Raw genomic sequence first — 25412 nt, 5'->3', positions numbered from 1 at the left:
ACCAATAATAAATATATGTCCACACAGAGAATTTAATGCACCTAAAAAAGCAGACGCTATGGCCTGCTTCGTTTTATGCTTTGCTCTTCTATGCCTTACCTAAAGCCTTAGCGCGCAATTTAGCTTTAAGCATGCCTTTCTTTGCCGGCTTTTTCGGCCCGTCACCATGGCGCGCCTGCGCTTGCTCCGGTGCAACAAAGGTAGGGTCGTGCTCATAGCCCGGCAGCACTTTAGCGATAATCACCTGCTGAATAAGCCGCTCTATGTCCTGCAGCGCTTTTATCTCTTCCGGTGTGATCAATGTTAATGCCACACCACTGTTACCGGCACGGCCGGTGCGGCCGATACGGTGCACATAGTCTTCTGACACCTGCGGCAAATCGTAATTCACTACATAGGGCAGCTCGTTTATATCCAGACCGCGGGCGGCAATATCAGTGGCAACCAGAATCCGCACGGCGCCGGCTTTAAAATCGGCTAATGCTTTGGTACGGGCACCCTGGCTTTTATCGCCATGGATAGCCGCGCTTTTTAAACCGTCTTTCGCCAGTTGCTTGGCCAGGCGATCAGCGCCATGCTTGGTACGGACAAACACCAGCACCTGCGGCCAGTTGTTTTTACCAATTACATGCGACAGCAATTCGCGCTTACGGTGCTTATCTACCAGATAAGCCAGTTGCTCTACCCGCTCGGCAGTGGCATTGGTTGCCGCTACTTCAATCAGCTGCGGGCTGTTTAACAGCTCATCTGCCAATTGTTTAATTTCATTGGAATAGGTAGCAGAGAACAGCAGCGTTTGCCGCTTCGCCGGCAATTTAGCCATAATGCGTTTTATATCAACAATAAAGCCCATATCCAGCATACGATCGGCTTCATCCAGCACCAGTACGTCCAGCGCAGATAAATCCACCGTTTTCTGATGCAGGTGATCAATCAGCCGGCCCGGTGTGGCTACCAGGATATCCAAACCCTGCTCTGCCTCGTCATATTGCGGCCGAATCGATACGCCGCCATAAAATACCGCCGAACGCGTAGTCAGGTACTGGCTATACTTGCGCACATTGTCATACACTTGCTGCGCCAGCTCGCGGGTAGGCGTTAACACCAGCACCCGCACCTGATTTGGCGCTACGACCTTAGGCGCATTGAGCATCTGCTGCAGCAGCGGTAAAGTAAAGGCTGCCGTTTTACCGGTACCGGTTTGCGCACCGGCTAACACATCTTTACCGGCTAAAATAACCGGTATACTTTGCAGCTGCACCGGGGTGGCCGAATCATAGCCTTGCTCTTGCAGCACACGTAATATAGGCGCCGCCAGGGCGAGAGATTGAAATGACATTAAAATTCCTGTTTTGCCAAAGCCAGCTGAATAACGCGCGCAGTATAGCAGAACAGCAGGCTCCGGAGTTAGCACGGTGAGCAGCTGGTATTTGTATATGGTACAAACCGCCAATGGCATGCTGTATACCGGCATCAGCACTGATCCTAAGCGCCGGCTGCGCCAGCATAGCGGTGAACTGGCCGGTGGTGCTAAGGCGCTACGCGGCAAAGGGCCATTAACCCTGGTTTACAGCCAAAGCCTGAGTGATAAAAGCAGCGCAGCCAAAGCCGAATATCAACTGAAACAGCTACCCAGAACTGCCAAACTGGCGCTGGTAGAGCGCTACAACCAAAGTGAGATTTGATGGATAACTTTGTTCTGATCCTGGCTTATTTAATGATAGGCGTGCTGTTACGCCGCCTGCCCACGATGCCGGAAAACAGCGGCATTGCGCTGAATATGTATGTGCTGTATGTGGCGCTGCCGGCACTTATCCTGAAAAATGTACCGCAACTGCAGTTCTCGGCAGAATTGCTTATTCCGGCCATCACACCCTGGTTTTTGCTGCTGGCGGTGGTGGCTACTGTGTTGTTGCTAAGCAAACTGCTGCACTGGTCACGCGAAGTTACCGGCGCCTTATTAATAGTGCTACCACTGGGCAATACCTCGTTTTTAGGCTTTCCAATGACCGAAGCCTTGTTTGGCAGCAGCGCTATGCCTTACGCCGTGGTGTACGACCAGGTCGGCTCCTTTATTGCGCTGGCAACTTACGTTACCATTATTGCTGCCCTGTATAGCCCCACGGCCGCCAAACCGACGGTGAAAGGCATCACGCTAAAAATTCTTACCTTTCCCTCTTTTATTGCGCTGGCGCTGGGCTTGCTGCTGCGCGGTACTGAGTATCCAGCGCTGGCAACGCAACTGATTGATAATCTGGCCGCCACCTTAGTACCGGTGGTAATGGTAGCGGTGGGTTTCGCCTTAACGGTGAAATTTAGCAAAGCAGAAATTTCTCCCCTGTTAAGCGCACTGGGTATTAAACTGGTGATAATGCCGGCATTGGCAGCGCTGTTATGGTTTAGCCTGGGTTACAGTGGCACAGCAGTGAATATCAGTATATTTCAGGCGGCGATGCCACCGATGATCTCGGCCGGTGCTATTGCCATAATGGCGGGGCTGGCGCCCCGCCTGGTCAGTGGCATTATTGGCCTGGGTATTTTAACCGGCCTGCTTACGCTGCCGCTGGTGTCCTGGTTATTGCATTAGCTGTTACTTTGACTATCAGATTAAGTACCAGATTAACTGCCGGCATCGCTGTCTGCGTCTGCTTTTTTCGCTGCAGGCAAACGGCCGGCTTTTTTCAGCGCCTCATGTAGCAGATATTCAATCTGGCCATTTATACTGCGAAACTCATCATCTGCCCAGTGCTGTAAGGCACTGAGCATCTTTTCATCCAGACGTAACGCAAAGGCTTTTTTTGCCACAACAACTCCTACTGGTGCAAGCTGCCGGCATTAATTACCGGCTGCACATGATGATCACCACACAACACCACCAGCAAATTACTTACCATGGCCGCTTTACGCTCATCATCCAGCTCTATCACATTACGCTCTGACAACCGTTGCAGTGCCGTTTCCACCATACCGACTGCGCCTTCGACTATTTGCTGGCGCGCTGCAACTATTGCGGCTGCCTGCTGACGCTGCAACATAGCGCTGGCGATTTCCGGTGCATAAGCTAAATGGCTGATACGCGCTTCAAGCACCTGCACCCCGGCTTTATTTAGCCGGGCCTGAATTTCCTGCTTCAGCAGCTCTGTAACTTCATCTGTGCTGCTACGCAGGCTTATAGCTTCATCGTTACCGGCGTCATAAGCATAGCTGGACGCCAGGTGACGAATAGCCGACTCGCTTTGGATACTGACGAAATTTTCGTAATTATCTACTTCAAACACCGCTTCAGCACTGTCTACCACTTTCCACACGACGACAGCAGCAATCTCTACCGGGTTACCGGCATTGTCGTTTACCTTCATCTTGCTGCTTTCAAAGTTACGTACCCTGAGCGATACCTTTTGTTTGCTGTACAATGGGTTTGACCAGCGCAAGCCGTTGTTCAGATCAGTGCCGACATAGCGGCCAAACAACTGCAATACTGCCGACTGATTTGGATGCACCATATAAAAGCCAAACCAGCAAATAAACACTACTATCGCCAGTAACAAGGCGATTAGCTTTACTGCTCCGGGTAACACAGCAATACCTGCGAGCGCCGCCAGCTGCAATAGCAGCAAGACGCCAATCATACCAAAACCACCTTTACTGTTAATCATGCGTTCCTGCAACATTGTCAAACCCTCTTAAAGTGATATTATTTTGATATCACTTTAGCGCATTTTTTGTAAAATGCAACTATGGCTGTGATCATTTACCAGACAGCACAGAGCGATGGGCGCGGACAGGCTTTTCTGCTAAGGTAAAACAATAACTTAATTTAGCCGAATAGCGGATATGACCGAAAAACTCCTAACCTGGTGGCAGCAATTTATTACGCAGCTGCAGCAAGCCGAATTGTGGTACCAACTGTCAGCAATTGCCGGTTGTATTGTACTGGCGGCAAGCATAAACCACTTGCTGAGCCATCGTTTGATGGACAGCGGTGGTGAAGGCTTGCGCCATGTCGCACTGCGCAGCTCGCACCGCATCTTATTGCCCTTTAGCCTGGCGGCCTTACTGGCCATTTGTAGCGGGTTATTCAGCTTGTATCAGCTGAGCCATAACCTGTTGCAACTGCTTATCCCTATTGCTCTGGCGCTGGGCGTGATCCGTCTGCTGCTGTATGGGCTGCGTAAAGCCTTTTCCGACGGCCCGTTGGTTAAATCCGTCGAGCCGGTGATAGCAGTAATTATCTGGCTGTTGGTGGTATTGCATCTGGCCGGCTGGTTAACGCCGCTGCTTAACCTGATGGACTCAGACTCACTGGCATTTACGCTGGGTGAAAGCCGGCTGTCGTTGCTGGGTGCGGTGAAGCTGACCCTGGTCATTATTCTGGCGTTTACGTTGGCACTGTGGTTGGCCGAGCTGCTAAACCAGCAAATGAAGAAGACTAAACATATTAGTCCCAGCATGCAGGTGGGCTTTAGCAAGTTCAGTAAATTTTTGCTGATCACCATAGCGTTTTTAGTTGCGCTGAATGCGGTGGGCATTAACCTCAGCTCGCTGGCGGTATTTGGCGGAGCGCTTGGCGTTGGCCTGGGTTTCGGCTTGCAGCGTATTGCCTCGAATTTTATCAGCGGCTTTATTCTGGTGCTGGATCGCAGTGTTAAACCCGGCGACGTTATTTCAGTGGGTGAAAACTTTGGCTGGGTGCACGAACTTAAAGCACGTTATGTGGTGGTGCGTAACCGGGAGGGCGTCGACACCCTGATCCCGAACGAAAACCTGATCACTTCCGAAGTAATTAACTGGAGCTATGAAGACCGCAATGTGCGGGTAAAAATTGCCGTGCAGGTAAGCTACGAAGATGACCCGGAACAAGCGATGGCATTGATGCTGCAATGTGCCAATAAGTCCAAACGCGTGCTAACGTCACCTGAACCAACGGTAATGCTGAAAAACTTTGCTGACAATGGCATTGAACTGGAACTGCGGGTGTGGATAGCCGACCCGGAATACGGCGCAGATACCGTTAAATCGGATATCAATGTCGCCATATGGCGCGCGTTTAAACAGGCGGGTGTCACCATACCGTATCCGCAGCGCGACCTGCATATAAAATCCGGCCTGCTACCGCCGGCGTCAGAGCAATAGCGTTAAAACGCGCCTTTAACAGGCGCGTTTTGTATTTTTACGCCTCGCCTATCATTCGTCGCAGCACATACTGCAAAATACCGCCGTGTTGGTAGTACGCCAACTCGTTACCGGTATCTATACGGCAATGCACATCTACCTCCTGTTTGGCGCCATCGGCGTAGGTAATAATCAGCTGCAACTTTTGCCGTGGTTTCAAATCATTAAGACCCCGCAGCGTAAAGCTCTCTTCTCCGGTTAACTGCAGCGTTTTCCTGTCTGTACCCGGCACAAATTGCAATGGCAACACACCCATACCAATTAAGTTAGAGCGGTGAATACGTTCAAAAGATTCAGCCAGTACTGCCCGCACGCCCAACATCAGCGTGCCCTTGGCTGCCCAGTCGCGCGATGAACCGGTACCATATTCTTTGCCGGCAACAACTATCAGCGGCAGTTCCTGCTGCTGATAGCGCATAGCGGCATCAAAAATAGACAAGGTTTCACCGGACGGATAATGCTTTGTTACGCCACCTTCACTGCCGGGCAGCATTTCGTTGCGAATACGCACATTGGCAAAAGTACCGCGCACCATCACTTCATGGTTACCGCGGCGTGAGCCGTAAGAGTTAAAATCGGCTTTATCGATACCATGATCGAGTAAATACTGGCCGGCGGGGCTGCTTTGCTTAATTGAACCGGCCGGTGAAATATGATCCGTCGTAACAGAGTCTCCCAGCACTGCCAGCAAACGGGCACCGACTATATCGGCGACAGGTTTGGGTTGACGGGTTAAGCCGCGGAAAAAATCCGGCTGGCGAATATAAGTCGACTCCGGCCAGGCATAGGTTTTTGCCTGCGGCACCTCTATGGCTTGCCAGCTTTCATCACCATCAAACACCTGCGCGTATTCTTTGCTGAACATACTGCTGTTAACTTTAGCCACAGCAGCAGCCACGGTTTTACTATCAGGCCAGATATCTTTTAAGTACACATCTTTACCATCCTGGTCCTGCCCCAATGGTTGGTTGCTTAAATCAATATTGATGGTGCCGGCCAGGGCAAAAGCGACTACCAGCGGCGGCGATGCTAACCAGTTTGATTTAATCAGCGGATGAATACGGCCTTCAAAATTGCGGTTACCCGATAACACAGCAGATACATTCAGATCGGCACTGCTGATAGCATTTTCTATCGGCTTTGCCAGCGGGCCGGAATTACCGATACAAGTAGTACAGCCATAGCCCACCAGATGAAAACCCAGTTGCTCCAGCGGTTGCATCAACCCGGCTTGTTGCAGGTAACGGGTCACCACCTTGGAACCGGGCGCCAATGAACTTTTTACCCAAGGCTGGCGTTTCAGGCCTTTGGCCACGGCATTTTTTGCCAGTAAGCCGGCCGCCATCAACACACTGGGGTTAGAGGTATTGGTACAAGATGTAATGGCTGCAATGACCACAGCATGGTTATTCAATTGTACCCTCTGGCCATCCAACTCAAAACTGCGCTCGTGCGGCTGCTCTTCTGCTTGTGCTGCCCCTTCATTGACCATTTCGGCGTCGCGCGCTTTACTCACCTGTGGCTCAAGCACCATAGTGTCGTTACAGTGCTGCTTCAGAGTGCTTAACGTCACCTTATCTTGCGGCCGCTTCGGCCCGGCCAGAGAGGCAACCACAGTGTTTAAATCCAGATGCAGTGTATCGGTGAATATCGGCGTAGCGCCTTTTTGCCGCCATAAGCCCTGTGCCTGGCAATAAGCTTTAACCCTGGCAATAACGGCATCGTCACGCCCGGTAAGTTGCATATAATCCAGCGTTATCTGATCGACAGGAAAGAAGCCGCAGGTCGCGCCATACTCCGGCGCCATATTGGCAATGGTAGCGCGATCCGCCAGTGATAACTGGTCAAGGCCATCGCCGAAAAACTCAACAAACTTACCCACTACACCATGCTTGCGCAGTATTTGCGTTACCGTCAGCACTAAATCTGTGGCGGTGATGCCGGCTTGCAAGGCGCCGGTAAATTCAAAGCCTACCACTTCAGGGATAATCATCGACACCGGCTGGCCCAGCATCGCGGCTTCAGCTTCAATACCGCCGACACCCCAGCCTAAAATGCCCAGCGCATTAATCATGGTGGTATGGGAGTCGGTACCCACCAGCGTATCCGGATACGCCAGCATGCCATCGTCAGTTTGCTCTGCCCATACGCTTTGGCCTAAATATTCCAGGTTCACCTGATGGCAAATACCGGTGCCGGGCGGCACTACACGAAAATTGGCAAACGCCTTAGCGCCCCAGCGCAAAAAGGCATAGCGCTCATGGTTACGTTGCATTTCAATATCGACGTTTTGTGTAAACGCCTGCTCTGTAGCATAACGGTCGACCATAACCGAGTGGTCAATCACTAAATCAACCGGTGATAACGGATTTACCTTATCCGGGTCCTCACCCAGCCCAGCTACCGTAGCGCGCATAGCCGCTAAATCAACTACTGCCGGCACGCCGGTAAAATCCTGCATTAATACCCGCGCCGGACGAAAAGCAATTTCGCGCTCCGAGCTGCCGGTTTTTTGCCAGTCGACCAGTGCCTGAATATCAGCATCGGTTACCGTATCGCCATCCAGGTTACGCAGCAAGTTTTCCAATAATACCTTTAGCGAAAATGGTAAGCGGCTGATATCACCAAAGCTGGCAGCCGCCTTGTTCAGGCTAAAAATACCATACTGCTGTTTAGCCACCGTAAGGTTGTCGGCATAGGGGTTGGACGTGGTCATACATACCTCGTATTAATGGCTTTAGTAAACTACAGTGTAGTTCATCAGCACAGCGGTACGAGGCTTAAACGGTGAGAGGGGCGATAAAAGAGATGCGCAACACCGGCAGAGGTGTTGCGCTAAGTATAATTAAATTAAGGTTATTTTGGCGAACTTACGCTTACCTACCTGATAAATCTGTGTGCTGCCTTTGGCCACGTCCAGTTTACTGTCTTCTATTTTCGTTTCGCCGTTCAGCTTTACCGCACCTTGCTTAATCATGCGGATCGCTTCTGACGTGCTGTCCACCAGCCCGGCTTCTTTTAATAAATTTGCAATTGGCATAGCGCCACCATCACCGGTTACCGTAACCTCAGCAATATCATCCGGCAATGCGTTTTTGCTAAAGCGTTGGGTAAAATCCTGATGCGCTGCCTCTGCTGCGGCCTCATCATGGAAGCGGGCAATAATTTCTTTTGCCAGTAAAATTTTGATATCACGCGGGTTAGCTCCGGCGGCAACTTGCTGCTTTAACGCACTGATTTCTGCAATCGGCTTAAAGCTCAACAAATCGTAGTAGCGCCACATCAACTCGTCAGAAATCGACATAATTTTACCGAACATATCATTTGGCGCATCGGTAATACCTACGTAATTACCCAGCGATTTTGACATCTTCTGCACGCCATCCAAGCCTTCGAGCAGCGGCACCATCATGACCGTTTGCGGGCGCTGACCTTCATCTTTTTGCAGCTCACGGCCCATCAGCAGGTTAAAGCGCTGATCGGTACCGCCCATCTCAACGTCGGCTTCAAGCGCAACAGAATCCCAGCCCTGTACCAGCGGATATAAAAACTCGTGAATAGCAATTGACTGGTTATTGGCATAGCGCTTTTTAAAATCGTCACGCTCCAGCATGCGCGCTACGGTTTGGCGTGAAGCCAGTTTAATCATACCGGCAGCGCCGAGCTCACCCATCCATTCTGAGTTAAACGCCACCCGGGTTTTGGCCGGGTCAAGTATCTTAAATACCTGCTCTTTATAAGTTTCGGCATTGGCCAGTACATCTTCGCGACTCAGTGGCTTGCGGGTCACGTTTTTGCCGCTGGGGTCGCCAATCATGCCGGTAAAATCGCCAATCAGGAAAATCACCTCATGGCCAAGCTGCTGAAAGCTGCGTAATTTATTAATCAGTACCGTATGGCCCAGGTGTAAATCCGGTGCTGTCGGGTCAAAGCCAGCCTTTATTTTTAGCGGCTTGCCTTGTTTTAACTTGGCAATAAGCTCTTCTTCGAGCAGAATTTCTTCGCAGCCGCGTTTTAATTCAGCTAAAGCCAGCTCCCAATTCGCCATTTTACTCTCCTGATTTTTCACCTGATTGCGCAAACAAACCGCATTCTATAGCATGTTCAGCCCGGGCGAAACGCACAAAAGTCTGGTGTCAGGCAAAAAAACCGTATATGCTCGGTTTTTGTGCATTTGTTGAATTCAGACTGGTATTATGCGTCAATTAGTCACCAAAATCCCGAAACAACACCGTGTGCTTATCGTAGCTACCACGGTGTTTTTATCTGTCGTATTGCTGCTGCCATCAGAGCAGGCAGCCGCATCCAAAGGCAATAAAAGCACAGGCTTTGAAATTGGCAAACGCTACAGCTTAGACATTCCGCAAAGCGCAGAAGACTTAGCACAGGAGCAAGCCATTGCTGAATTGCCGGCCCTGCCGGAAGAAGATGCCTCATTAAATTGGTCGACGTTGCAGGTACAAAAAGGCGATGCCCTATCTGCCTTGTTTAAAAAAGCCAATGTTAGCCAACAGGTTATGCTGGAACTGTTAGCATTGGGCCAGCCGGTAAAAACCCTTACGCGGTTATTTCCGGGCGAGCAACTGGAATTTGGCTTAGATGCCGCCGGCGAACTGCAAGAATTACGTTATGCCCTGAACCACTTAACCACCTTAAGAATAAGCCGCAACAGCGAAGGCAGCTTTGTTGCTGAAGAGCTGAAAAAAGAAGTAGAGCTGCGCAGCCAGTTTGCCAGTGCCGAAATTCGCAGTAACTTCTGGAGCGCGGGCATTGAAGCAGGCTTAAGCGAAGCACAAATTATGAATCTGGCCGGTATTTTTGGCTGGGATATCGACTTTGGTTTGGATATTCGCGGCGGTGACAGTTTCAGCGTGTTATATGAAACTCAGTACGTTGATGGCGAATTTATCAGCAACGGTAATATCGTTGCCGCGCAATTTCAGAACCAGGGCCATTTGTATCAGGCCGTGCGCCATACCGACGGCAACTATTACAAGCCCGACGGAGCCAGCATGCGCCAGGCGTTTTTACGCGCCCCGGTGAGTTTTCAGTATGTCAGCTCCAACTTTAACCCACGCCGCTTGCATCCGGTGTTAAAAACCGTACGCGCGCACAATGGCGTAGATTATGTCGCACCGGTGGGCACGCCCATTATGGCCGCAGGCGATGGTCGCGTTATTGCTTCAGCCTACAACAACCTTAACGGCCATTATGTGTTTATTCAGCATGCGAATAACATCGTAACCAAGTACCTGCATTTGTCCAAGCGTCAGGTAGCCAAGGGTGACAAAGTGCGCCAGGGCCAGGCCATCGGCAAATTAGGCCGTACCGGCCGCGTTACCGGTGCCCACCTGCACTATGAGTTTTTAGTCTCAGGCGTACACCGCAACCCGAGAACCGTGAAGTTACCTCAGGCGACACCACTGCAGGGCGAAGAAAAACGCTTGTTCAGCCAACAAGCAGCCCCCATTATTGCTCAGCTGATGACTAAAGAGCGGGTATTGTTAGCCAAAACAACGGGTAGCGCTACCGCAGCGCCGTAACAGCCGTAACAGCCGTAACAATAATATGGTTCGTTAGTATAAAACGGTTAGTTTGAGCATAAAAAAGCCACCTTGCGGTGGCTTTTTTGTTGCAGCAGAACGCTAACCTACCAGCGCCAGCAGAATACCTGCTGCGACAGCTGAGCCTATTACGCCGGCCACATTGGGTCCCATAGCATGCATCAGCAGGAAGTTATGCGGGTTGGCTTCTAAACCCACCTTATTAACCACCCGTGCGGCCATGGGCACAGCCGACACACCGGCAGCACCAATCAGCGGGTTAATCGGCTGTTTGGAGAACTTCGCCATCACCTTGGCCATCAATACACCCGATGCAGTACCAATAGCAAAAGCCACCGCCCCCAGCACTAAAATCCCCAGAGTTTGCATAGTTAGAAACTTATCGGCGCTAAGTTTTGAACCTACGGCTAAGCCAAGAAAGATGGTGACGATATTAATCAGCTCATTCTGCGCCGTTTTATTTAACCGCTCTACCACGCCCGACTCACGCATCAGGTTACCCAAACAGAACATACCAATTAGCGGCGCGGCCGTAGGTAACAGCAATATTGTCAGCAGTAACACCAGCAAGGGGAAAATAATTTTCTCTTTTTTGCTGACTACGCGCAGTTGTACCATTTGGATATTGCGCTCAGCCTTGGTAGTAAGTGCGCGCATAATAGGCGGCTGAATAATGGGTACCAGTGCCATATAAGAATAAGCCGCAACCGCTATAGCCCCGAGTAAATCCGGTGCAAGTTTTGACGCGAGGAATATGGCCGTTGGGCCATCTGCCCCGCCGATAATGGCAATGGCTGACGCTTCTTTCATGGTAAAGCTAAGCCCCGGTACTGCATTTAGTGCTACAGCGCCTAATAAGGTAGCAAAAATACCAAACTGTGCCGCGGCGCCCAGAAACAACATACGTGGGTTAGCGATAAGCGCGCCGAAGTCGGTCATGGCGCCTACCCCCATAAAAATCAGCAACGGAAAGATACCGGTGCCAATACCCACTTCATAAATCATATACAGTAAACCGCCTGGTTCCCCCATACCGGCCAGCGGAATATTGGTTAAAATGGCACCAAAGCCAATTGGCAGCAGCAACAGCGGCTCAAAACCGCGCGCTATCGCCAGATACAATAATAAGAAACCGACCAACATCATCACAACCTGGCCGGCACTGAAGTTCACCAGCCCGGTAGAGGCGATTAAAGTTGCTACTGCGTCCATGAAAATTCCTCAGCGCCCGGGTTAGTCAAAACTGATCAACACATCACCGGTGCTTACCGCGTCACCGGCAGCCACGTGGATATTAACTACAGTGCCGTCAGACACAGCGCGTATTTCCGTTTCCATTTTCATCGCTTCCATAATAATCACCACATCGCCGCGTTTCACTTCAGCGCCGGTCTTAGTTACTATTTTCCAGATATTGCCGGCCAACGGCGCATTTAAGGTGCCGCTACCGGTAACAGAAGCACTGCCGGGGATATTTTCTGATACCACAGGTTTAACCGAGCTCAGCTCGCCTGTCGGTGCAACTTCCACTTCGAACACCTTGCCATCGACCCGCACGCTGTAACTGGCCGGGCCGCTTTGTATCGGCCGGGCTTTAGCCGACGAGGCTTTTTTATCTTCACTACTGTTTTCTTCCGGCGCTGGTTCAAATGCCGCCGGGTTATCACGGTTTTTCAGGAACTTTAACCCTACCTGCGGGAACAAGGCGTACGTCAGCACATCATCAATTGGTTTATCAGCCAGGCGGATATCTTCGGTTTTAGCCAGACTGGTTAACTCCTGCTGCAGTTTATCCAGTTCAGGCTCGAGCAAATCGGCCGGACGACAGGTAATAGCCTGAGCTCCTGCCAGGACCCGTGTCTGCAATTCTACATTCATTGGGGCCGGCGTCGCGCCGTACTCGCCTTTTAATACCCCGGCAGTTTCTTTGGTGATGCTTTTGTAGCGCTCGCCGGTAAGTACGTTTAATACCGCCTGGGTGCCGACAATTTGCGAGGTAGGTGTTACCAGCGGCAAAAAGCCGAGATCTTCGCGTACATGCGGTATTTCTTTTAATACCGCATCCAATTTATCCAGTGCGCCCTGCTCTTTAAGCTGGCTCTCCATGTTGGTGAGCATACCGCCCGGCACCTGTGCCAACAAAATGCGTGCATCCACGCCCTTTAAAGAGCCTTCAAACTGCGCGTATTTTTTCCGCACGTCGCGAAAGTAAGCCGCAATATCGGCCAGCAATTCTAAATTTAAGCCAGTGTCACGCTCTGTACCTTCGGTAATCGCCACCATAGTCTCAGTAGCACTATGGCCATAGGTCATGCTCATTGACGAAATCGCGCTGTCGAGCATATCAATGCCGGCGTCGATGGCTTTCTGGTAAGTGGCGGTACTTAACCCGGTAGTGGCGTGGCACTGCATCGCCAACGGAATTTTGGTGGCTTCTTTAATGCGGGTAACCAGCTCTTCACAAACATAGGGCTTAAGCAAACCGGCCATATCTTTAATACAAATAGAATGGCAGCCCATATCTTCGAGCTGGCGCGCCATATCTACCCACATATCAATGGTATGCACCGGGCTGACAGTATAAGAAATAGTGCCCTGAGCGTGAGCGCCCACTCTGATAGCTGCCTGTACTGCAGTTTGCAGGTTACGGATATCATTCATCGCATCAAAAATGCGGAACACATCAACGCCGTTTTCATGCGCGCGCTCGACAAAAGCTGTCACCACATCATCAGCATAATGGCGGTAACCCAATAAATTCTGCCCACGCAGCAGCATTTGCTGTTTGGTGTTCGGCATGGCTTTTTTCAGCTCGCGGATGCGATGCCAGGGATCTTCGCCTAAATAACGGATGCAGGCATCAAAGGTTGCCCCACCCCAGGATTCCATTGACCAGTAACCCACTTTATCCAGCTTAGCGGCTATGGGTAACATATCGTCCAGCCGCAACCGCGTGGCCAGTAAAGACTGGTGCGCATCGCGCAAAACTAACTCGGTTAACAGTAATGGCTTGCTCATGCCGGTTTCCTCTTATTGTTGTTGGCGATACTGGTGCACAGCCGTGGTAATGGCAGCCAGTACAGCGGGGTTCAGGCCTTTGGCTGAGGTATCGGATATAGCCGGTTTTTCTGCCGGTTTAACCGGAAAGTAGCGCTGCATTACGCTGCTTAGCAGTTGCATTAGCAACACCAGTAGTAATAAAAACGCAAAGACTGCAGCCATACCAATCAACATCAGATTGGCAGCTTCCAGCATTAATTCTGCGACCATAGCGTTTTCTCCTTATTGTTACCCTACCCGAAACGGCGCTTTGTCAGAATAGTGCACCGCCACAGTGTTGGCCGGTTTTTTCTCAGACAGCCTGCATTATGCGCAGAACAACCGGCCTGACTTAAATAAAACTGCGTGATAGTTGGTATTTATGCTAACAATTTGCATATCGTCTCTACATTACACGTAAAGACATTCGAATGTCTAGCCATCTGAAATAATGATGACTGCAGGCGGTATGTTATTCAGCGCAGAAAATGCTGCTCAGCCAGCTTGCTGCAGCTGTAAACTGATCATCGTACTAAGTTGTTGCAAGCCTTCGGCCAATGCCGTTACCAATGCAGGATAGCCGTCATTGGCTAACGGCACCCGCAAAGTAAACGCCTGTGATCCGGGTTGACTACTGATGGCAAAACGGCCACCGATCACCGCATAGCCATCGGGCTGACCATGGAAACGGGCCAACTGCACGGTTAGCCGCGGCGTGTCTGCACCGGCCTGCAGTACCGGGCTGAAACCAGCAGCCTCCAATGCCAACAGATCGCGTAACTGGCGCTGCAGTTGCTGATCCAGCGCTTCTGCCCACAAATGCTGCCGTGCCGTCACCAGTTCCACATCCGATACCTGCAACACCAAACCGCGGCCATTTAAGTAACCGGCAACCTGCACCGGTTCAATATACAGCGGTTTGGCGTTTTCGCCGGCGTTACCGGCGACTACTGCCGGCAATTGATAGTAACTGATATCGGGTTGACTACTGCAGGCACTAAGCAATAGCAGCAACAGTAGCGGAATTGTTCTCATTGTTTTGCTCTCTTCGGTTGAGGATCTGTGGGTGCATCAGCAGCAAATATCAACGCGTTACTTTGTTGGTTTAAGGTTTGCAATACCGGCTGCAGCTCGCGCAACACTTGGTCCAGCGTCTGTAAATTGCCGTTCAGTTTGTCATAAGCAGCAGATCCCGGGCTTACCCCTGCCAACATACGTTGTAGTTCCAGCAGGCTTTGTTGCAACTGCGCCGGCAACTGCTGCACCTGCGGATTAGCCACTAAAGCTTCGAGCTGCGCCACCATACGCTCAGCATTTCGCATCAGCGCATCGGTGCTTTGCAGGGTTTTTTCGCTTTGTACCAGCAACTGCTCAACCGGCAGGTTGTTAATTTTATCCAGTGCCATCAACACTTTTTGCTCGATATTGCTCAGGCCACTGCGCTCTGTGGGCAACATCGGATAGCCTGCGCTTTGGCTTAACGCCAGTTGCTGTTGTTGCAAAACTTGTTGTTCCGCATCAACAACGACGTCGGGGTTAATATCCAGGTCAATATACAGCGCTCCGGTAAGCAGGTTGCCGGTTTTTAATGCCGCATGCATACCACCGTTGATGGCTTTTTTCAGCTCTTCGCGTAACTGTGACAAACTGAGGTTTTCGTACAAGCGGCCGGCTTCAATACGGATCAACACCGGTATGCCCTGCTGCAACGACACTTCAAACGGTTTATCAATGGCAAAGAAAAACGGCACACTGGCCACTGTACCCACCCGCACGCCGCGGTATTCCACCGGCGCGCCGGCTTTTAAGCCACGCACCGATTCATCAAAAAACAGCAGGTATTCGACAAATTCACTGTACAACCCTTCCTGAATACTTTGTTTATTCGGGAACAGCTGAAACTCAGTACCGTCTTTTACTGCGTTGCCGGCCGGCCAGCCCTGCATCAGATCAAAACTGACGCCCCCGCTAAGCAGCGTAGTGGCAGAGCCGACATCTACCTGCAACCCTTCTGCGGAGATATCAAACGAGAAACCACTGCTGCGCCAAAATCTGACATTTTCTGAAATCAGTACATCAAACGGCTCGCGGATATACAGCTGATACTGTGTGCGGCGGGTGCTGAGATCAAATTCGCTCAGCTCAACGGTACCTACCTCATAGCCGCGGTACAGCACCGGATCACCGGCCGCCAAACCGCCGCTATCTGCGGTGCTAAGCATAATACGCACGCCGGGTGCATCTGCCGGCGCTATCGGTGGTGCATCCAGCAGTGCGTGTTCCAGTTGCTGCTGTGCAGAATCACCGGGCTGAAGCTCAATATAAACACCGGACAGCAGCGTATTTAACCCGGTAACGCCGCCACGGCCAATTTGCGGCTTAACCACCCAAAACTGCGAGTCGGCATTAAGCAACGGAGTAATAGCCGGTTTCATCCGCGCTTTAATAATTACCTGGGTTAAATCATCACTCAATTCAACCGAGATCACCTGACCAACATCGACACTGCGGCTTTTTATCTGGGTTTTGCCGGCCACAATGCCTTCGGCGTTCGCCGTTAATAAAGTGAGCATAGCGCCCTGCTGCTGGTAATGGTTGTACAGCATCCAAAGCCCGATAAGCACCGCAGCAATCGGCACCACCCAAATGGGCGACCACTGCCGGATACGGCGGACCTGCGCGCTGGTTTGTTGTTGCGTCAAGACGAGCTCCCTGTTTGTTCCGGTATCGGATCCCATAAAAGTCTGGGATCAAAACTCAGTGCGGCCAGCATGGTTAATATCACCACTGTAGCAAACACTAAAGCCCCGGCCCCGGGATATACACTCATTAATAAGTCAAACCGTACCAGGGCCGCCATAATAGCAACCACCAATACATCCACCATCGACCAGCGGCCAACCCAATCTACCCAGCGGTATATCTGGGTTGAATACTGCCGGCGTTGGCTGAGCGGCAAAGTGGTTAAATAGCATAACCAAAACATAATCAGTATTTTCACCACCGGCACTATGACACTGGCGATCAAAATAATAATCGCCACCGGATAAGCGCCATCCTGCCACATCAGTACCAGACCACTGATAATAGTAGAATCAATGGTTTCACCAAAAGACACAGTACGCATTATCGGCATTAAATTCGCCGGTATATACAGCAAGGTCGCCGCGATTAACAATGCCATGGTGTTTTGCACGCTGCTGCGCTGGCGCAACCGCACCTTAGTATGGCAACGGCTGCAATGCGTTTGGGTAATCGGGATAATGGCGGTACACACCTGGCACAGCTTTAAATTTTGCTGCAGCCCGGTTTTGCCGGCATGAGCGGCAACCTGCGGCGTCGGACAAGGCGCAATTTTCGACCACAGTTCACGCCGATCTATTACCTGGAAGGCACGTAAATGCAGTAAACAAAACAGACAAAAAGCCCAGAAACTCGGCCCCAATGAAATATCAGCATCGGCTACCAGCTTCACAAAGCTGATGATCAGCCCCATCAAAAAGATATCGACCATGCTCCAGGGTTTCAGCATGTACAGCACCCGTGCTACCCAGGTGCGGGCCGGCAGTGCGTACAGCATGCCCAGCTTCAGATACAAGATGGCACACATACAGGCCGCCGGTACTGCCTGAATAAACAACCAAATTAGCACCGCCAACCATTGATGATGTTCTGTAAAGAGCACTGAAGAGGTGTCAAAGAAATTCATTTCGTTGCTGTTGCCGGCAGCAAACATACTGACAAACGGAAACAGATTGGCCAACAGCAACATAAATAATGCGCTACCGGCATACAGCACAGGTCGCAACACCGGTTGGTGGTGTCTGGCATCTAAATGATGACCACAGCGGCTGCAGCAGGCCTCTTCACCGGGTACAATAGACGGCAATTGTTGCACCAGATCACAATGCCGGCATAACGTCAGCTCCGCCGGCCCGGAGTCCGCTGCGGTTGATGGCAAAGCTGATGTGGCGGGTATTGCAGATGCAGTCACGGTGCAGGCTTACCTGTGTTGAGCCGGAAGCACGGTTGTAGCAGAGCAAAGCTGAACTTAGCCTGAGTAAAATCGTGCCGTTACAATGACAATTTATAGCACAATCACAGTAACTTAGCGATGCAAGCAGCGGATTTTTAACGCTTAAAAACTGCTGTTGCCTAACAGACAATTTGCATAAAACGTGGTAGTACCCGGCCAATCGGAGAATACCGCTTTAACCCCGACATCCCGTGCCAGCACATCAAGTAACTGCAAAACAACACCGTCATGCTTTGCCAACGTCGGCAAAGATTGATAGTACCAGTCCTTGCCCTGTGCCAGCGGCGCAGAGCGCTCCAGGCTCCAGGCAATAATCTCCAACCCGGCCGCTTTTGCTGCTATGGCGTACGCCGACGGCACTATCTTGCCATTATGCTCTGTTACCAGCACCCACAGCGGCGGAGCAATAATATTCAGCCCACTGGCTTTAAGCTGTGCCATCGAGGGTTGCCAACTGCTACTTTGCATCGGGTCAAACTGCGGTTGCTCGTAGCGGCCATCCAACCACACCGCCTGGCGCGCGAATTCCGGCTCATGCTTCAGCCAATACACAATATCCTGCCAGTTGAACGACTGCAGATACACTTGTGAGGGCGCGACACCGGCCGCTTTATACTCATCAACCAGTTGCTGCGCATACCGCTGCTGACTGTAGTGGCCGTTAAACGGCATAGCTACTTCCGGCTGTTTCAGCTCGGGTGTCATCTTCACACCCAACTGTTTAAACAGTGCCACCGACTCTTTATGCGTCACCGGCGTAGCGCATTGGCTATACAAATCTGTGCGCCAACCGGGCGTACCCTGTACATAGCCGGCAACATTTTGCGCCTGCGTATTTACGCCATCCATTTTGGCACAGAGTCCGCTGAATTCCGCTGCAGTGATATCACTGGTGCAGCACAGTGCAGTGGCGGCTTTACCGGTTGCGGCTTCTGCCGGGCTAAAAGGCTGGCTACATTTTGCTGCCAGCTCAGGGCGCAGCAAAATGTCGGTGGTTTGGTGCAAATCACATTGGGCATGACGGCAAACCAGTTGCTGATCGGCCGTAAAGGCTACATCACATTCCACTATGCCGGCGCCCATATCCGCTGCCGCCTGATACGACTGCCGGCTGTGCTCAGCAAACATCAGCGGAGCCCCGCGATGGCCGATGGAAAATTCATGCCGGTACAGCGGCTGATTTTTACACGCCTGCAGTTGCTGCTTTAAGTCACCTTCGGGCAAGGCTCCGATTAGATATAACGGCCTTGGCCCCGGTGAAGCACTGAGCGGCAAGTCAGGATTAGCGGTCGACTGGCACCCCGCCAGCACCAGGGCTAAACATAAAAATAGTGGCTTCATAACAACTCCTGTGTTTTGCCACAGCCTGGCCAAATATTATGACAAACAAATGAAAACTGTCGCTGTAGCCAGCATAATGTCATAAAAACAACACCTTAATCACACAGTAAATACATTTTAAAGTCACGAAATTTAAACATTAGTTCTCCACAATGGCTCGCCGTCGGCGACTCGTCCGACCATAACAACAAGATCACAACATCTGTTCGGGAGACTCATTGTGCACAATCTCAGGTTAAATAGCCTTACACTGGCCATCGCCACTCTGCTTAGCAGTGCAGCGCAAGCAGAAGAAAACGTTACTGTCGCAGCTGCAGAAAGCGACGTTGAAGTACTGTCTGTCGTTGGTAAACGCGTCAGCTATGCCAACAATAGCACTGATGCCAATATGGCGCAGTTTCAGGCCCCTATCAGTAACGTACTGGATCTGGTGAATAACCTGCCCGGAGTTAACGTTGGCCAGGGCGATGCCTTTGGCAGCGACGATTACACCACAACCATCAGCATGCGCGGCTTTGTAATTGACCGCGCCGATCAGCAACTGGGTATAACTATAGACGGCGTACCCAACGGCGGCTCAGCCTATGCCGGTGGCAGTAAAGCCAACCGCTATCTGGATGCGGAAAACACCCGTTATGTTGAAGTAGGCCAGGGCTCTTCGGATATCGCATCAGCATCGTTGGATGCACTGGGCGGCACACTGAATTTTATCTCAGCTAATCCGGCAATGGAGAAAGGCGGCCGCTTTGGCTACAGCAACGGCAGCCATAATGCGCGGCGTTACTATGCGCGCTTTGATACAGGCGAAGTGTTCAATAATACTACAGCCTATTTCAGCCTGTCTGACAGCTACAATAGTCGCTGGATTGGCAGCGGCAGTAATGGCTACGCTAACCGTTTCCACGTTGAGGCAAAAAGTATCACTGAGCTGGAACGTGCCCGCATTACCGCTCGCATTTCCTATAACGATGCGCACGAAGATAACTACGATTACCGCTCGCTGGCGCAGTTTAAACAAAACCCTCACTGGGACGGCCTTACCAGTGCCTGGACCGGCAACCCGGATATTGATCAGAACTTCGCTGAAGCCTGGTCAACACTGCGCGAAAATATGCTGGCGTACGTAAAAACCGAGTTTGATTTAAGTGACAGCGTCGACATGGATGTCACGCCATACCTGCATTTACAAAATGGCCGCGGCGATTGGCTGCCGCCTTACCAGGTGTATGCCACCGATACCGGGGGTAATTTAATCAGCAAAGGCAATGGCGCTCAGCGTATTACTTATAACTATGTTGATGCAAACGGCCAGCCGATTTTAGATACCGATGCTGATACCACCGGCGCAACCCGGGTATCGTCTTATCGCCATACCCATTATGAAAAACAACGTTACGGCACTACGGCCAATTTACGCTGGACATTGGGCAACAACCTTCTGCGCGCCGGCCTGTGGCTGGAGCAGCAAGACCGCAATCAAAGCCGCGACTGGCACAAAGTGCTGGATCCACAGGTATATCATTACTTTGATAACACACCATACTGGGTGCAATTTGACGATGACTACGACCAAAGTGTGGTGAAGTACTATCTGCAGGATACGATCAGTTTTGGCGACCTGCAGCTTACTCTGGGCTTGCAGCAGTACCTTATTGACATTGAACGCACTGATAATTTCGACAGCAGCAATAACGGTAAACTGAACAGTGACTCAGATTTATTACCGGGCATTGGTGTGGTGTACCGCCTGACAGACAAACTGGAATTATTTGCCGGCTTCGCGGAAAACTTTAAAGCCATACCGGATACTATCTTAAACACTGTGGGCCAGGACTTTAACGAGTTGGAGGCAGAAACAGCCGACAATATCGATTTTGGCCTGCGCTACTTTGGTGACTCGATCAACTGGTCTGCTACTTATTATGACGTCAGCTTTAATAACCGTATTACGCTACTGGCCTATGAAGAAATTGACGATCTGCCGGATTATTTAGCCGAGCTGGACGGCACCTTTGTTAACGTTGGTGGCGTGACATCACGCGGCATTGAAGCCAACCTTGACTGGCGCTTTACTCAGCACTGGTCATTCACATCAGCACTAACACTTAATAGTGCTGAATACAGTGAAACTATTAACGGTTATCGGGCCGGCGATAAAGTAGCGGCAATACCGGAGCAAATGCTGAGCATGGCGCTGAATTACAATGACGGCAACTACCGCGCCGGTATTAATGGTAAATACACCGCAGAATATTATGGCGCCGCCGGAAGCGACGAAATTGATGGTGTTATTCAGTGGAACCGCGATCCGATCCCCGCGCATACCATCGTGAATGCTTACCTGGGTTATCAGTACAACCTGGCCGCTGCTGCGATGTTTAATCAAGTGGATCTGGCGCTGACACTAAATAATCTGACAGATAAAAGTTATATCAGCGGCGGTCAGGAAGGCGCTTACCTACTGGGTGCCGGCCGCACTGTAAGCTTTACTGTTAGTTTAGGTTTCTAAGCCTGCAGCTTTACACAAAGGGCGCTACACAGCGCCCTTTTTATTTGCTCAAGCTGTTTACCCGCCTGCGTCAGGTTATATGCAGCGTTACAATGAAAAAACCCGCTAAGGCGTTAACCGTAGCGGGTTCTTCGTATATGGTGGACGCAGGAGGATTCGAACCTCCGACCGCTCGGTTCGTAGCCGAGTACTCTATCCAGCTGAGCTATGCGTCCATGGTGAAGCAAATTTTAGCACAATTATTTTAAAGCACAGTGCATGATGCTTGCCCAAATCAGATGGTGGACGCAGGAGGATTCGAACCTCCGACCGCTCGGTTCGTAGCCGAGTACTCTATCCAGCTGAGCTATGCGTCCGGTCTGACAAAAAATGGCGGAGAAAGAGGGATTCGAACCCTCGATAGAGTTTCCCCTATACACCCTTAGCAGGGGTGCGCCTTCAGCCACTCGGCCATTTCTCCGCTCTGTGTTGCGGCGTGTATATTAATGTCTCAGGAAAATAAGTCAAACAATTTTTGGAACTGAAAAGTGCGTTTGCCGACCTTTTAAGCAATTCAGCGCGATTAAGTCACAAAACGTACAAAATCAGCAGAATTCATCAGCAAGCCACGCGGGTAACGCGAGAATTAGTCGTCTTCGCCGTAAGTTGTATCCGGTGAACCTTTCTCGGCCTGAATACGCATATAAATCTCTTCACGGTGTACCGATACTTCTTTTGGTGCATTAACACCAATACGTACCTGGTTGCCTTTCACACCCAATACCGTTACGGTAACTTCGTCACCGATCATCAGTGTCTCACCAACACGACGAGTAAGAATTAGCATTCGTTTGCTCCTTTATCCCTGTTACCCAGCGCAAGTTACACCGGTGTATACACTAAAGCGCCGTATCATAACTCAGCTGCGCAGCTGATGAAAAGCCGGGCGTTTAAATAATTGGCGTTTAAGCACAACAAAATTGTGCCTAAACGCCGGCATTGTAGCAATCTGCTGCACGCCGGCAGCAAATAATCGACATTCATACTGTACTGTACGGCAAATAACCGCTTTTGTTGATTACGCTACGGCTAATTGGCCCGATCAGCCCGGAGGGACAACGCTGCCCCTCCCTGGCAATTGGAAGCAGTTTAGCTCAATTTTTGACTTACCAGGGTTTTAGCTTGCGCCAATACTGCCGTTAATGCCGCAACATCAGTACCGCCAGCCTGGGCCATATCCGGCCGGCCGCCGCCCTTACCACCTAATTTCTCTGCCGCCCAGCCCACCAACTGCCCGGCATGTACCTTGCCGGTTAAATCGGCAGTCACCCCGGCTATCAGGCTGATTTTGTCATCATTTACCGTAGCCAGCAAAATAACACCGCTGCTGAGTTTGTTTTTCAGCTCATCAAGCATAGTACGCAGCGCTTTAGGCTCGGTTGCCGGCAGTTGGCTGATTAACACCGTTGCACCGGCAATTTGCTCGGCTTGCTCGGATAGCGAAGCACCGGCCTGGCTGGCCAGTTTAGCTTTTAACTGCTCAATGTCTTTTTCCAGTTGCTTGCTGCGTTCCTGCGCTTGTTGCACGCGCTCGGCAATACTGAACATATCGCCTTTCAGTGCGCTGGCAACGCTTTGCGCCTGTTGCTCCAGCTGCTGAATGTAGCTGATGGCGCCGGCACCGCTAACTGCTTCAATCCGGCGCACACCGGAGGCGATGCCGTTTTCAGATACAATTTTGCACAAACCAATGTCGCCGGTACGACTGACATGGGTGCCGCCGCACAGTTCAATGGAGAAGTCGCCCATGCTCAGCACACGCACTTCGTCATCATACTTTTCGCCAAACAGCGCCATAGCACCGGCCGCTTTTGCCTCGTCAATCGGCATTAACCGGGTTTGTAACGGATGATTCTGCTGAATTTGTTCGTTAACCAGCTGTTCAATAGTGCGCAACTCTTCTGCTTTTACAGCTTCAAAATGGCTAAAGTCAAACCGCAGCCGCTCAGGGCCAACCAGCGAGCCTTTTTGCGTTACATGTTCACCCAATACTTTACGCAGCGCGGCGTGTAATAAGTGCGTAGCAGAATGGTTTTGCTTAATAGCAGCGCGGCGTGCACTGTCTATCTGTGCATCCACTTTGTCGCCCACGGTTAAAGCGCCGCTTACCTGGCCTTTGTGTGCGAAAGCTTTGGCCAGCTTAATAGTGTCTTGTACGGTAAACACCGCGCCGTTAGCCAGGGTTAAGCTGCCGCTGTCGCCCATTTGGCCGCCGGACTCAGCATAAAACGGCGTGCTATCCAGAATAACCAGCGCCTGGTCGCCATCGCTGAGGCTGTTGACTGCCTGGCCATCACGCAGTATTTCTACCACCTGCGCATTGCCAAACTCCTGCTCATAGCCGGTAAAGGTGGTTTGCTGGCTTGAAGTTAGTGCCGCATTGTAATCGGCACCAAAGTTAGACGCCTGCTGCGCGCGCTTTCGCTGTTCTGCCATAGCGGCATCAAAACCGGCCTGATCAATGCTCAGGTTACGCTCACGCGCCACATCATTGGTTAAATCAACCGGGAAACCGTAAGTGTCATAAAGCTTAAATACCAGCTCACCCGGCAGCTCGGTACCGGTTAAGCCAGCCAGAGCATCTTCCAGTATCGTCAGACCACGCTCCAGCGTTTTGCCGAACTGCTCTTCTTCCAGTTTCAGTACTTTTTCCACTACCGCTTGTTTTGCTGCCAGCTCCGGGTAAGCTTCCCCCATCTGCGCCACCAAGGCCGCTACCAACTGATAGAAAAATGCACCTTTAGCGCCCAGCTTATTACCGTGGCGCACAGCACGGCGCACTATACGGCGCAGTACATAGCCACGGCCTTCGTTGGAGGGCTGCACCCCATCGACTATTAAAAAGGCACAACTGCGGATATGGTCGGCCACTACGCGTAACGACTTATCAGTTAAGTCTCTGGCACCGGTTACCTCTGCCGCCGCTTTAATCAGCGCGACAAAGGTATCAATTTCATAGTTACTGTGTACGTGCTGCAAAATAGCGGCAATCCGCTCCAGCCCCATACCGGTATCAACACTGGGCTTGGGCAGCTGTTCCATCCGGCCGTCACTGTGGCGGTTAAACTGCATAAACACGATGTTCCAGATCTCGATATAGCGATCGCCGTCTTCTTCCGGCGAACCCGGTGGGCCGCCCCAGATATGCTCACCGTGATCATAGAAAATCTCGGTACAAGGGCCGCATGGCCCGGTATCACCCATGGCCCAGAAGTTATCCGACGCATAAGGCGCGCCCTTATTGTCGCCGATACGGATAATCCGCTCTGCCGGCACACCGACGTCGTTTAACCAGATGTTGTAGGCTTCATCGTCGGTTTCATATACCGTTACCCACAGTTTTTCTTTCGGTAACTTAACCACAACGGTTAAGAACTCCCATGCATAGGCGATGGCTTCTTGTTTAAAGTAATCGCCGAAGCTGAAGTTACCCAGCATTTCAAAAAAGGTATGGTGACGCGCGGTATAGCCGACATTTTCCAGGTCATTATGTTTACCACCGGCGCGCACACAACGCTGGGCAGATACGGCACGGTTATAGCTGCGCGGATCCTGGCCGAGAAATACGTCTTTAAACTGCACCATACCGGCATTGGTAAACAATAAGGTGGCATCGTTGCCCGGGATCAGCGAGCTGCTGGCTACTACCTGGTGCTGTTTGCTGGCAAAATAATCTAAAAAGGCGCGCCTGATACCGGCCGATGTCATAGTC

At 51.2% G+C, this 25412-nt stretch carries 19 protein-coding genes and 3 tRNA genes; 5 read left to right on the top strand and 17 right to left on the bottom strand.

What is annotated here, in order from left to right:
• Positions 1–88: 88 nt before the first annotated feature.
• Positions 89–1339 (bottom strand): DEAD/DEAH box helicase, encoded by a 1251-nt coding sequence (locus tag Q8O77_RS10170; protein WP_305552754.1) that lies wholly within the window; start codon positions 1337–1339, stop codon positions 89–91.
• A 76-nt stretch (positions 1340–1415) separates the two neighbouring features.
• On the opposite strand from Q8O77_RS10170, the gene Q8O77_RS10165 reads away from it, so the two are divergent.
• Complete coding sequence (locus Q8O77_RS10165; protein ID WP_305552753.1) at positions 1416–1685, top strand: GIY-YIG nuclease family protein; 270 nt, start codon at positions 1416–1418, stop codon at positions 1683–1685.
• Complete coding sequence (locus Q8O77_RS10160) at positions 1685–2587, top strand: AEC family transporter (protein WP_305552752.1); 903 nt, start codon at positions 1685–1687, stop codon at positions 2585–2587. The genes Q8O77_RS10165 and Q8O77_RS10160 overlap by 1 nt, the downstream gene beginning before the upstream one ends.
• A 32-nt stretch (positions 2588–2619) precedes the next feature.
• Here Q8O77_RS10160 and Q8O77_RS10155 read toward each other — a convergent pair whose 3' ends face one another.
• On the bottom strand, positions 2620–2805 hold the full coding sequence (locus tag Q8O77_RS10155) for an Arc family DNA-binding protein (protein WP_305552751.1): 186 nt from the start codon (positions 2803–2805) through the stop codon (positions 2620–2622).
• Between the two features lie 8 nt (positions 2806–2813).
• On the bottom strand, positions 2814–3656 hold the full coding sequence (locus tag Q8O77_RS10150; RefSeq protein WP_305552750.1) for an SPFH domain-containing protein: 843 nt from the start codon (positions 3654–3656) through the stop codon (positions 2814–2816).
• A 178-nt stretch (positions 3657–3834) separates the two neighbouring features.
• Here Q8O77_RS10150 and Q8O77_RS10145 point away from each other — a divergent pair, with 178 nt between their 5' ends.
• Positions 3835–5133, top strand: a complete 1299-nt coding sequence (locus tag Q8O77_RS10145; RefSeq protein ID WP_305552749.1) for a mechanosensitive ion channel family protein — start codon at positions 3835–3837, stop codon at positions 5131–5133.
• Between the two features lie 37 nt (positions 5134–5170).
• Here Q8O77_RS10145 and acnA read toward each other — a convergent pair whose 3' ends face one another.
• Both acnA and tyrS read right to left on the bottom strand, forming a co-directional pair.
• Positions 5171–7888, bottom strand: a complete 2718-nt coding sequence (gene acnA, locus Q8O77_RS10140; protein WP_305552748.1) for an aconitate hydratase AcnA — start codon at positions 7886–7888, stop codon at positions 5171–5173.
• Between the two features lie 129 nt (positions 7889–8017).
• Entirely contained in the window at positions 8018–9220 is a 1203-nt protein-coding gene (tyrS, locus tag Q8O77_RS10135; RefSeq protein WP_305552747.1) for a tyrosine--tRNA ligase, read from the bottom strand.
• Between the two features lie 148 nt (positions 9221–9368).
• Here tyrS and Q8O77_RS10130 point away from each other — a divergent pair, with 148 nt between their 5' ends.
• Positions 9369–10715 carry a peptidoglycan DD-metalloendopeptidase family protein gene (locus Q8O77_RS10130; RefSeq protein WP_305552746.1) on the top strand — a complete coding sequence of 449 codons (1347 nt, stop codon included), beginning with the start codon at positions 9369–9371 and terminating at the stop codon, positions 10713–10715.
• A gap of 102 nt (positions 10716–10817) precedes the next feature.
• Here Q8O77_RS10130 and Q8O77_RS10125 read toward each other — a convergent pair whose 3' ends face one another.
• The 7 genes from Q8O77_RS10125 to Q8O77_RS10095 all read right to left on the bottom strand — a co-directional run bounded on the left by Q8O77_RS10125 (position 10818) and on the right by Q8O77_RS10095 (position 19152).
• Positions 10818–11948: a sodium ion-translocating decarboxylase subunit beta gene (locus tag Q8O77_RS10125; RefSeq protein ID WP_305552745.1), complete on the bottom strand. Its 1131-nt coding sequence runs from the start codon at positions 11946–11948 to the stop codon at positions 10818–10820.
• A 21-nt stretch (positions 11949–11969) separates the two neighbouring features.
• Positions 11970–13754, bottom strand: coding sequence for a sodium-extruding oxaloacetate decarboxylase subunit alpha (gene oadA / locus Q8O77_RS10120; RefSeq protein WP_305552744.1), 1785 nt, complete (start codon positions 13752–13754; stop codon positions 11970–11972).
• A 12-nt stretch (positions 13755–13766) separates the two neighbouring features.
• Positions 13767–14006, bottom strand: coding sequence for an OadG family protein (locus Q8O77_RS10115; RefSeq protein ID WP_305552743.1), 240 nt, complete (start codon positions 14004–14006; stop codon positions 13767–13769).
• Between the two features lie 264 nt (positions 14007–14270).
• Positions 14271–14810 carry a membrane integrity-associated transporter subunit PqiC gene (locus Q8O77_RS10110; protein ID WP_305552742.1) on the bottom strand — a complete coding sequence of 180 codons (540 nt, stop codon included), beginning with the start codon at positions 14808–14810 and terminating at the stop codon, positions 14271–14273.
• The gene (gene pqiB / locus Q8O77_RS10105; RefSeq protein ID WP_305552741.1) at positions 14807–16477 is read right to left on the bottom strand and encodes an intermembrane transport protein PqiB; all 1671 of its coding nucleotides are present in this window, start codon (positions 16475–16477) and stop codon (positions 14807–14809) included. Before pqiB ends, Q8O77_RS10110 begins: the two co-directional genes overlap by 4 nt.
• Entirely contained in the window at positions 16474–17769 is a 1296-nt protein-coding gene (locus Q8O77_RS10100; RefSeq protein WP_305552740.1) for a PqiA/YebS family transporter subunit, read from the bottom strand. The genes pqiB and Q8O77_RS10100 overlap by 4 nt, the downstream gene beginning before the upstream one ends.
• A gap of 144 nt (positions 17770–17913) precedes the next feature.
• Positions 17914–19152, bottom strand: a complete 1239-nt coding sequence (locus Q8O77_RS10095) for a glycerophosphodiester phosphodiesterase family protein (protein ID WP_305552739.1) — start codon at positions 19150–19152, stop codon at positions 17914–17916.
• Between the two features lie 220 nt (positions 19153–19372).
• On the opposite strand from Q8O77_RS10095, the gene Q8O77_RS10090 reads away from it, so the two are divergent.
• Positions 19373–21661: a TonB-dependent receptor domain-containing protein gene (locus Q8O77_RS10090; RefSeq protein ID WP_305552738.1), complete on the top strand. Its 2289-nt coding sequence runs from the start codon at positions 19373–19375 to the stop codon at positions 21659–21661.
• Between the two features lie 138 nt (positions 21662–21799).
• Here the strand turns inward: Q8O77_RS10090 and Q8O77_RS10085 are convergent.
• The 5 genes from Q8O77_RS10085 to alaS all read right to left on the bottom strand — a co-directional run bounded on the left by Q8O77_RS10085 (position 21800) and on the right by alaS (position 25408).
• Positions 21800–21876, bottom strand: a tRNA-Arg gene (locus tag Q8O77_RS10085).
• Positions 21877–21940: 64 nt separating this feature from the next.
• Positions 21941–22017, bottom strand: a tRNA-Arg gene (locus Q8O77_RS10080).
• Positions 22018–22031: 14 nt separating this feature from the next.
• Positions 22032–22121 (bottom strand) — tRNA-Ser (locus tag Q8O77_RS10075).
• A 165-nt stretch (positions 22122–22286) separates the two neighbouring features.
• Complete coding sequence (gene csrA / locus Q8O77_RS10070) at positions 22287–22487, bottom strand: carbon storage regulator CsrA (RefSeq protein WP_173502054.1); 201 nt, start codon at positions 22485–22487, stop codon at positions 22287–22289.
• A 302-nt stretch (positions 22488–22789) separates the two neighbouring features.
• Positions 22790–25408, bottom strand: a complete 2619-nt coding sequence (gene alaS, locus Q8O77_RS10065) for an alanine--tRNA ligase (protein WP_371133474.1) — start codon at positions 25406–25408, stop codon at positions 22790–22792.
• Between the last annotated feature and the right edge of the window lie 4 nt (positions 25409–25412).

It is taken from the genome of Rheinheimera sp. (genome assembly GCF_030690345.1).
Classification (GTDB): domain Bacteria; phylum Pseudomonadota; class Gammaproteobacteria; order Enterobacterales; family Alteromonadaceae; genus Alishewanella.
This window is presented reverse-complemented; position numbering and strand designations above follow the sequence as displayed.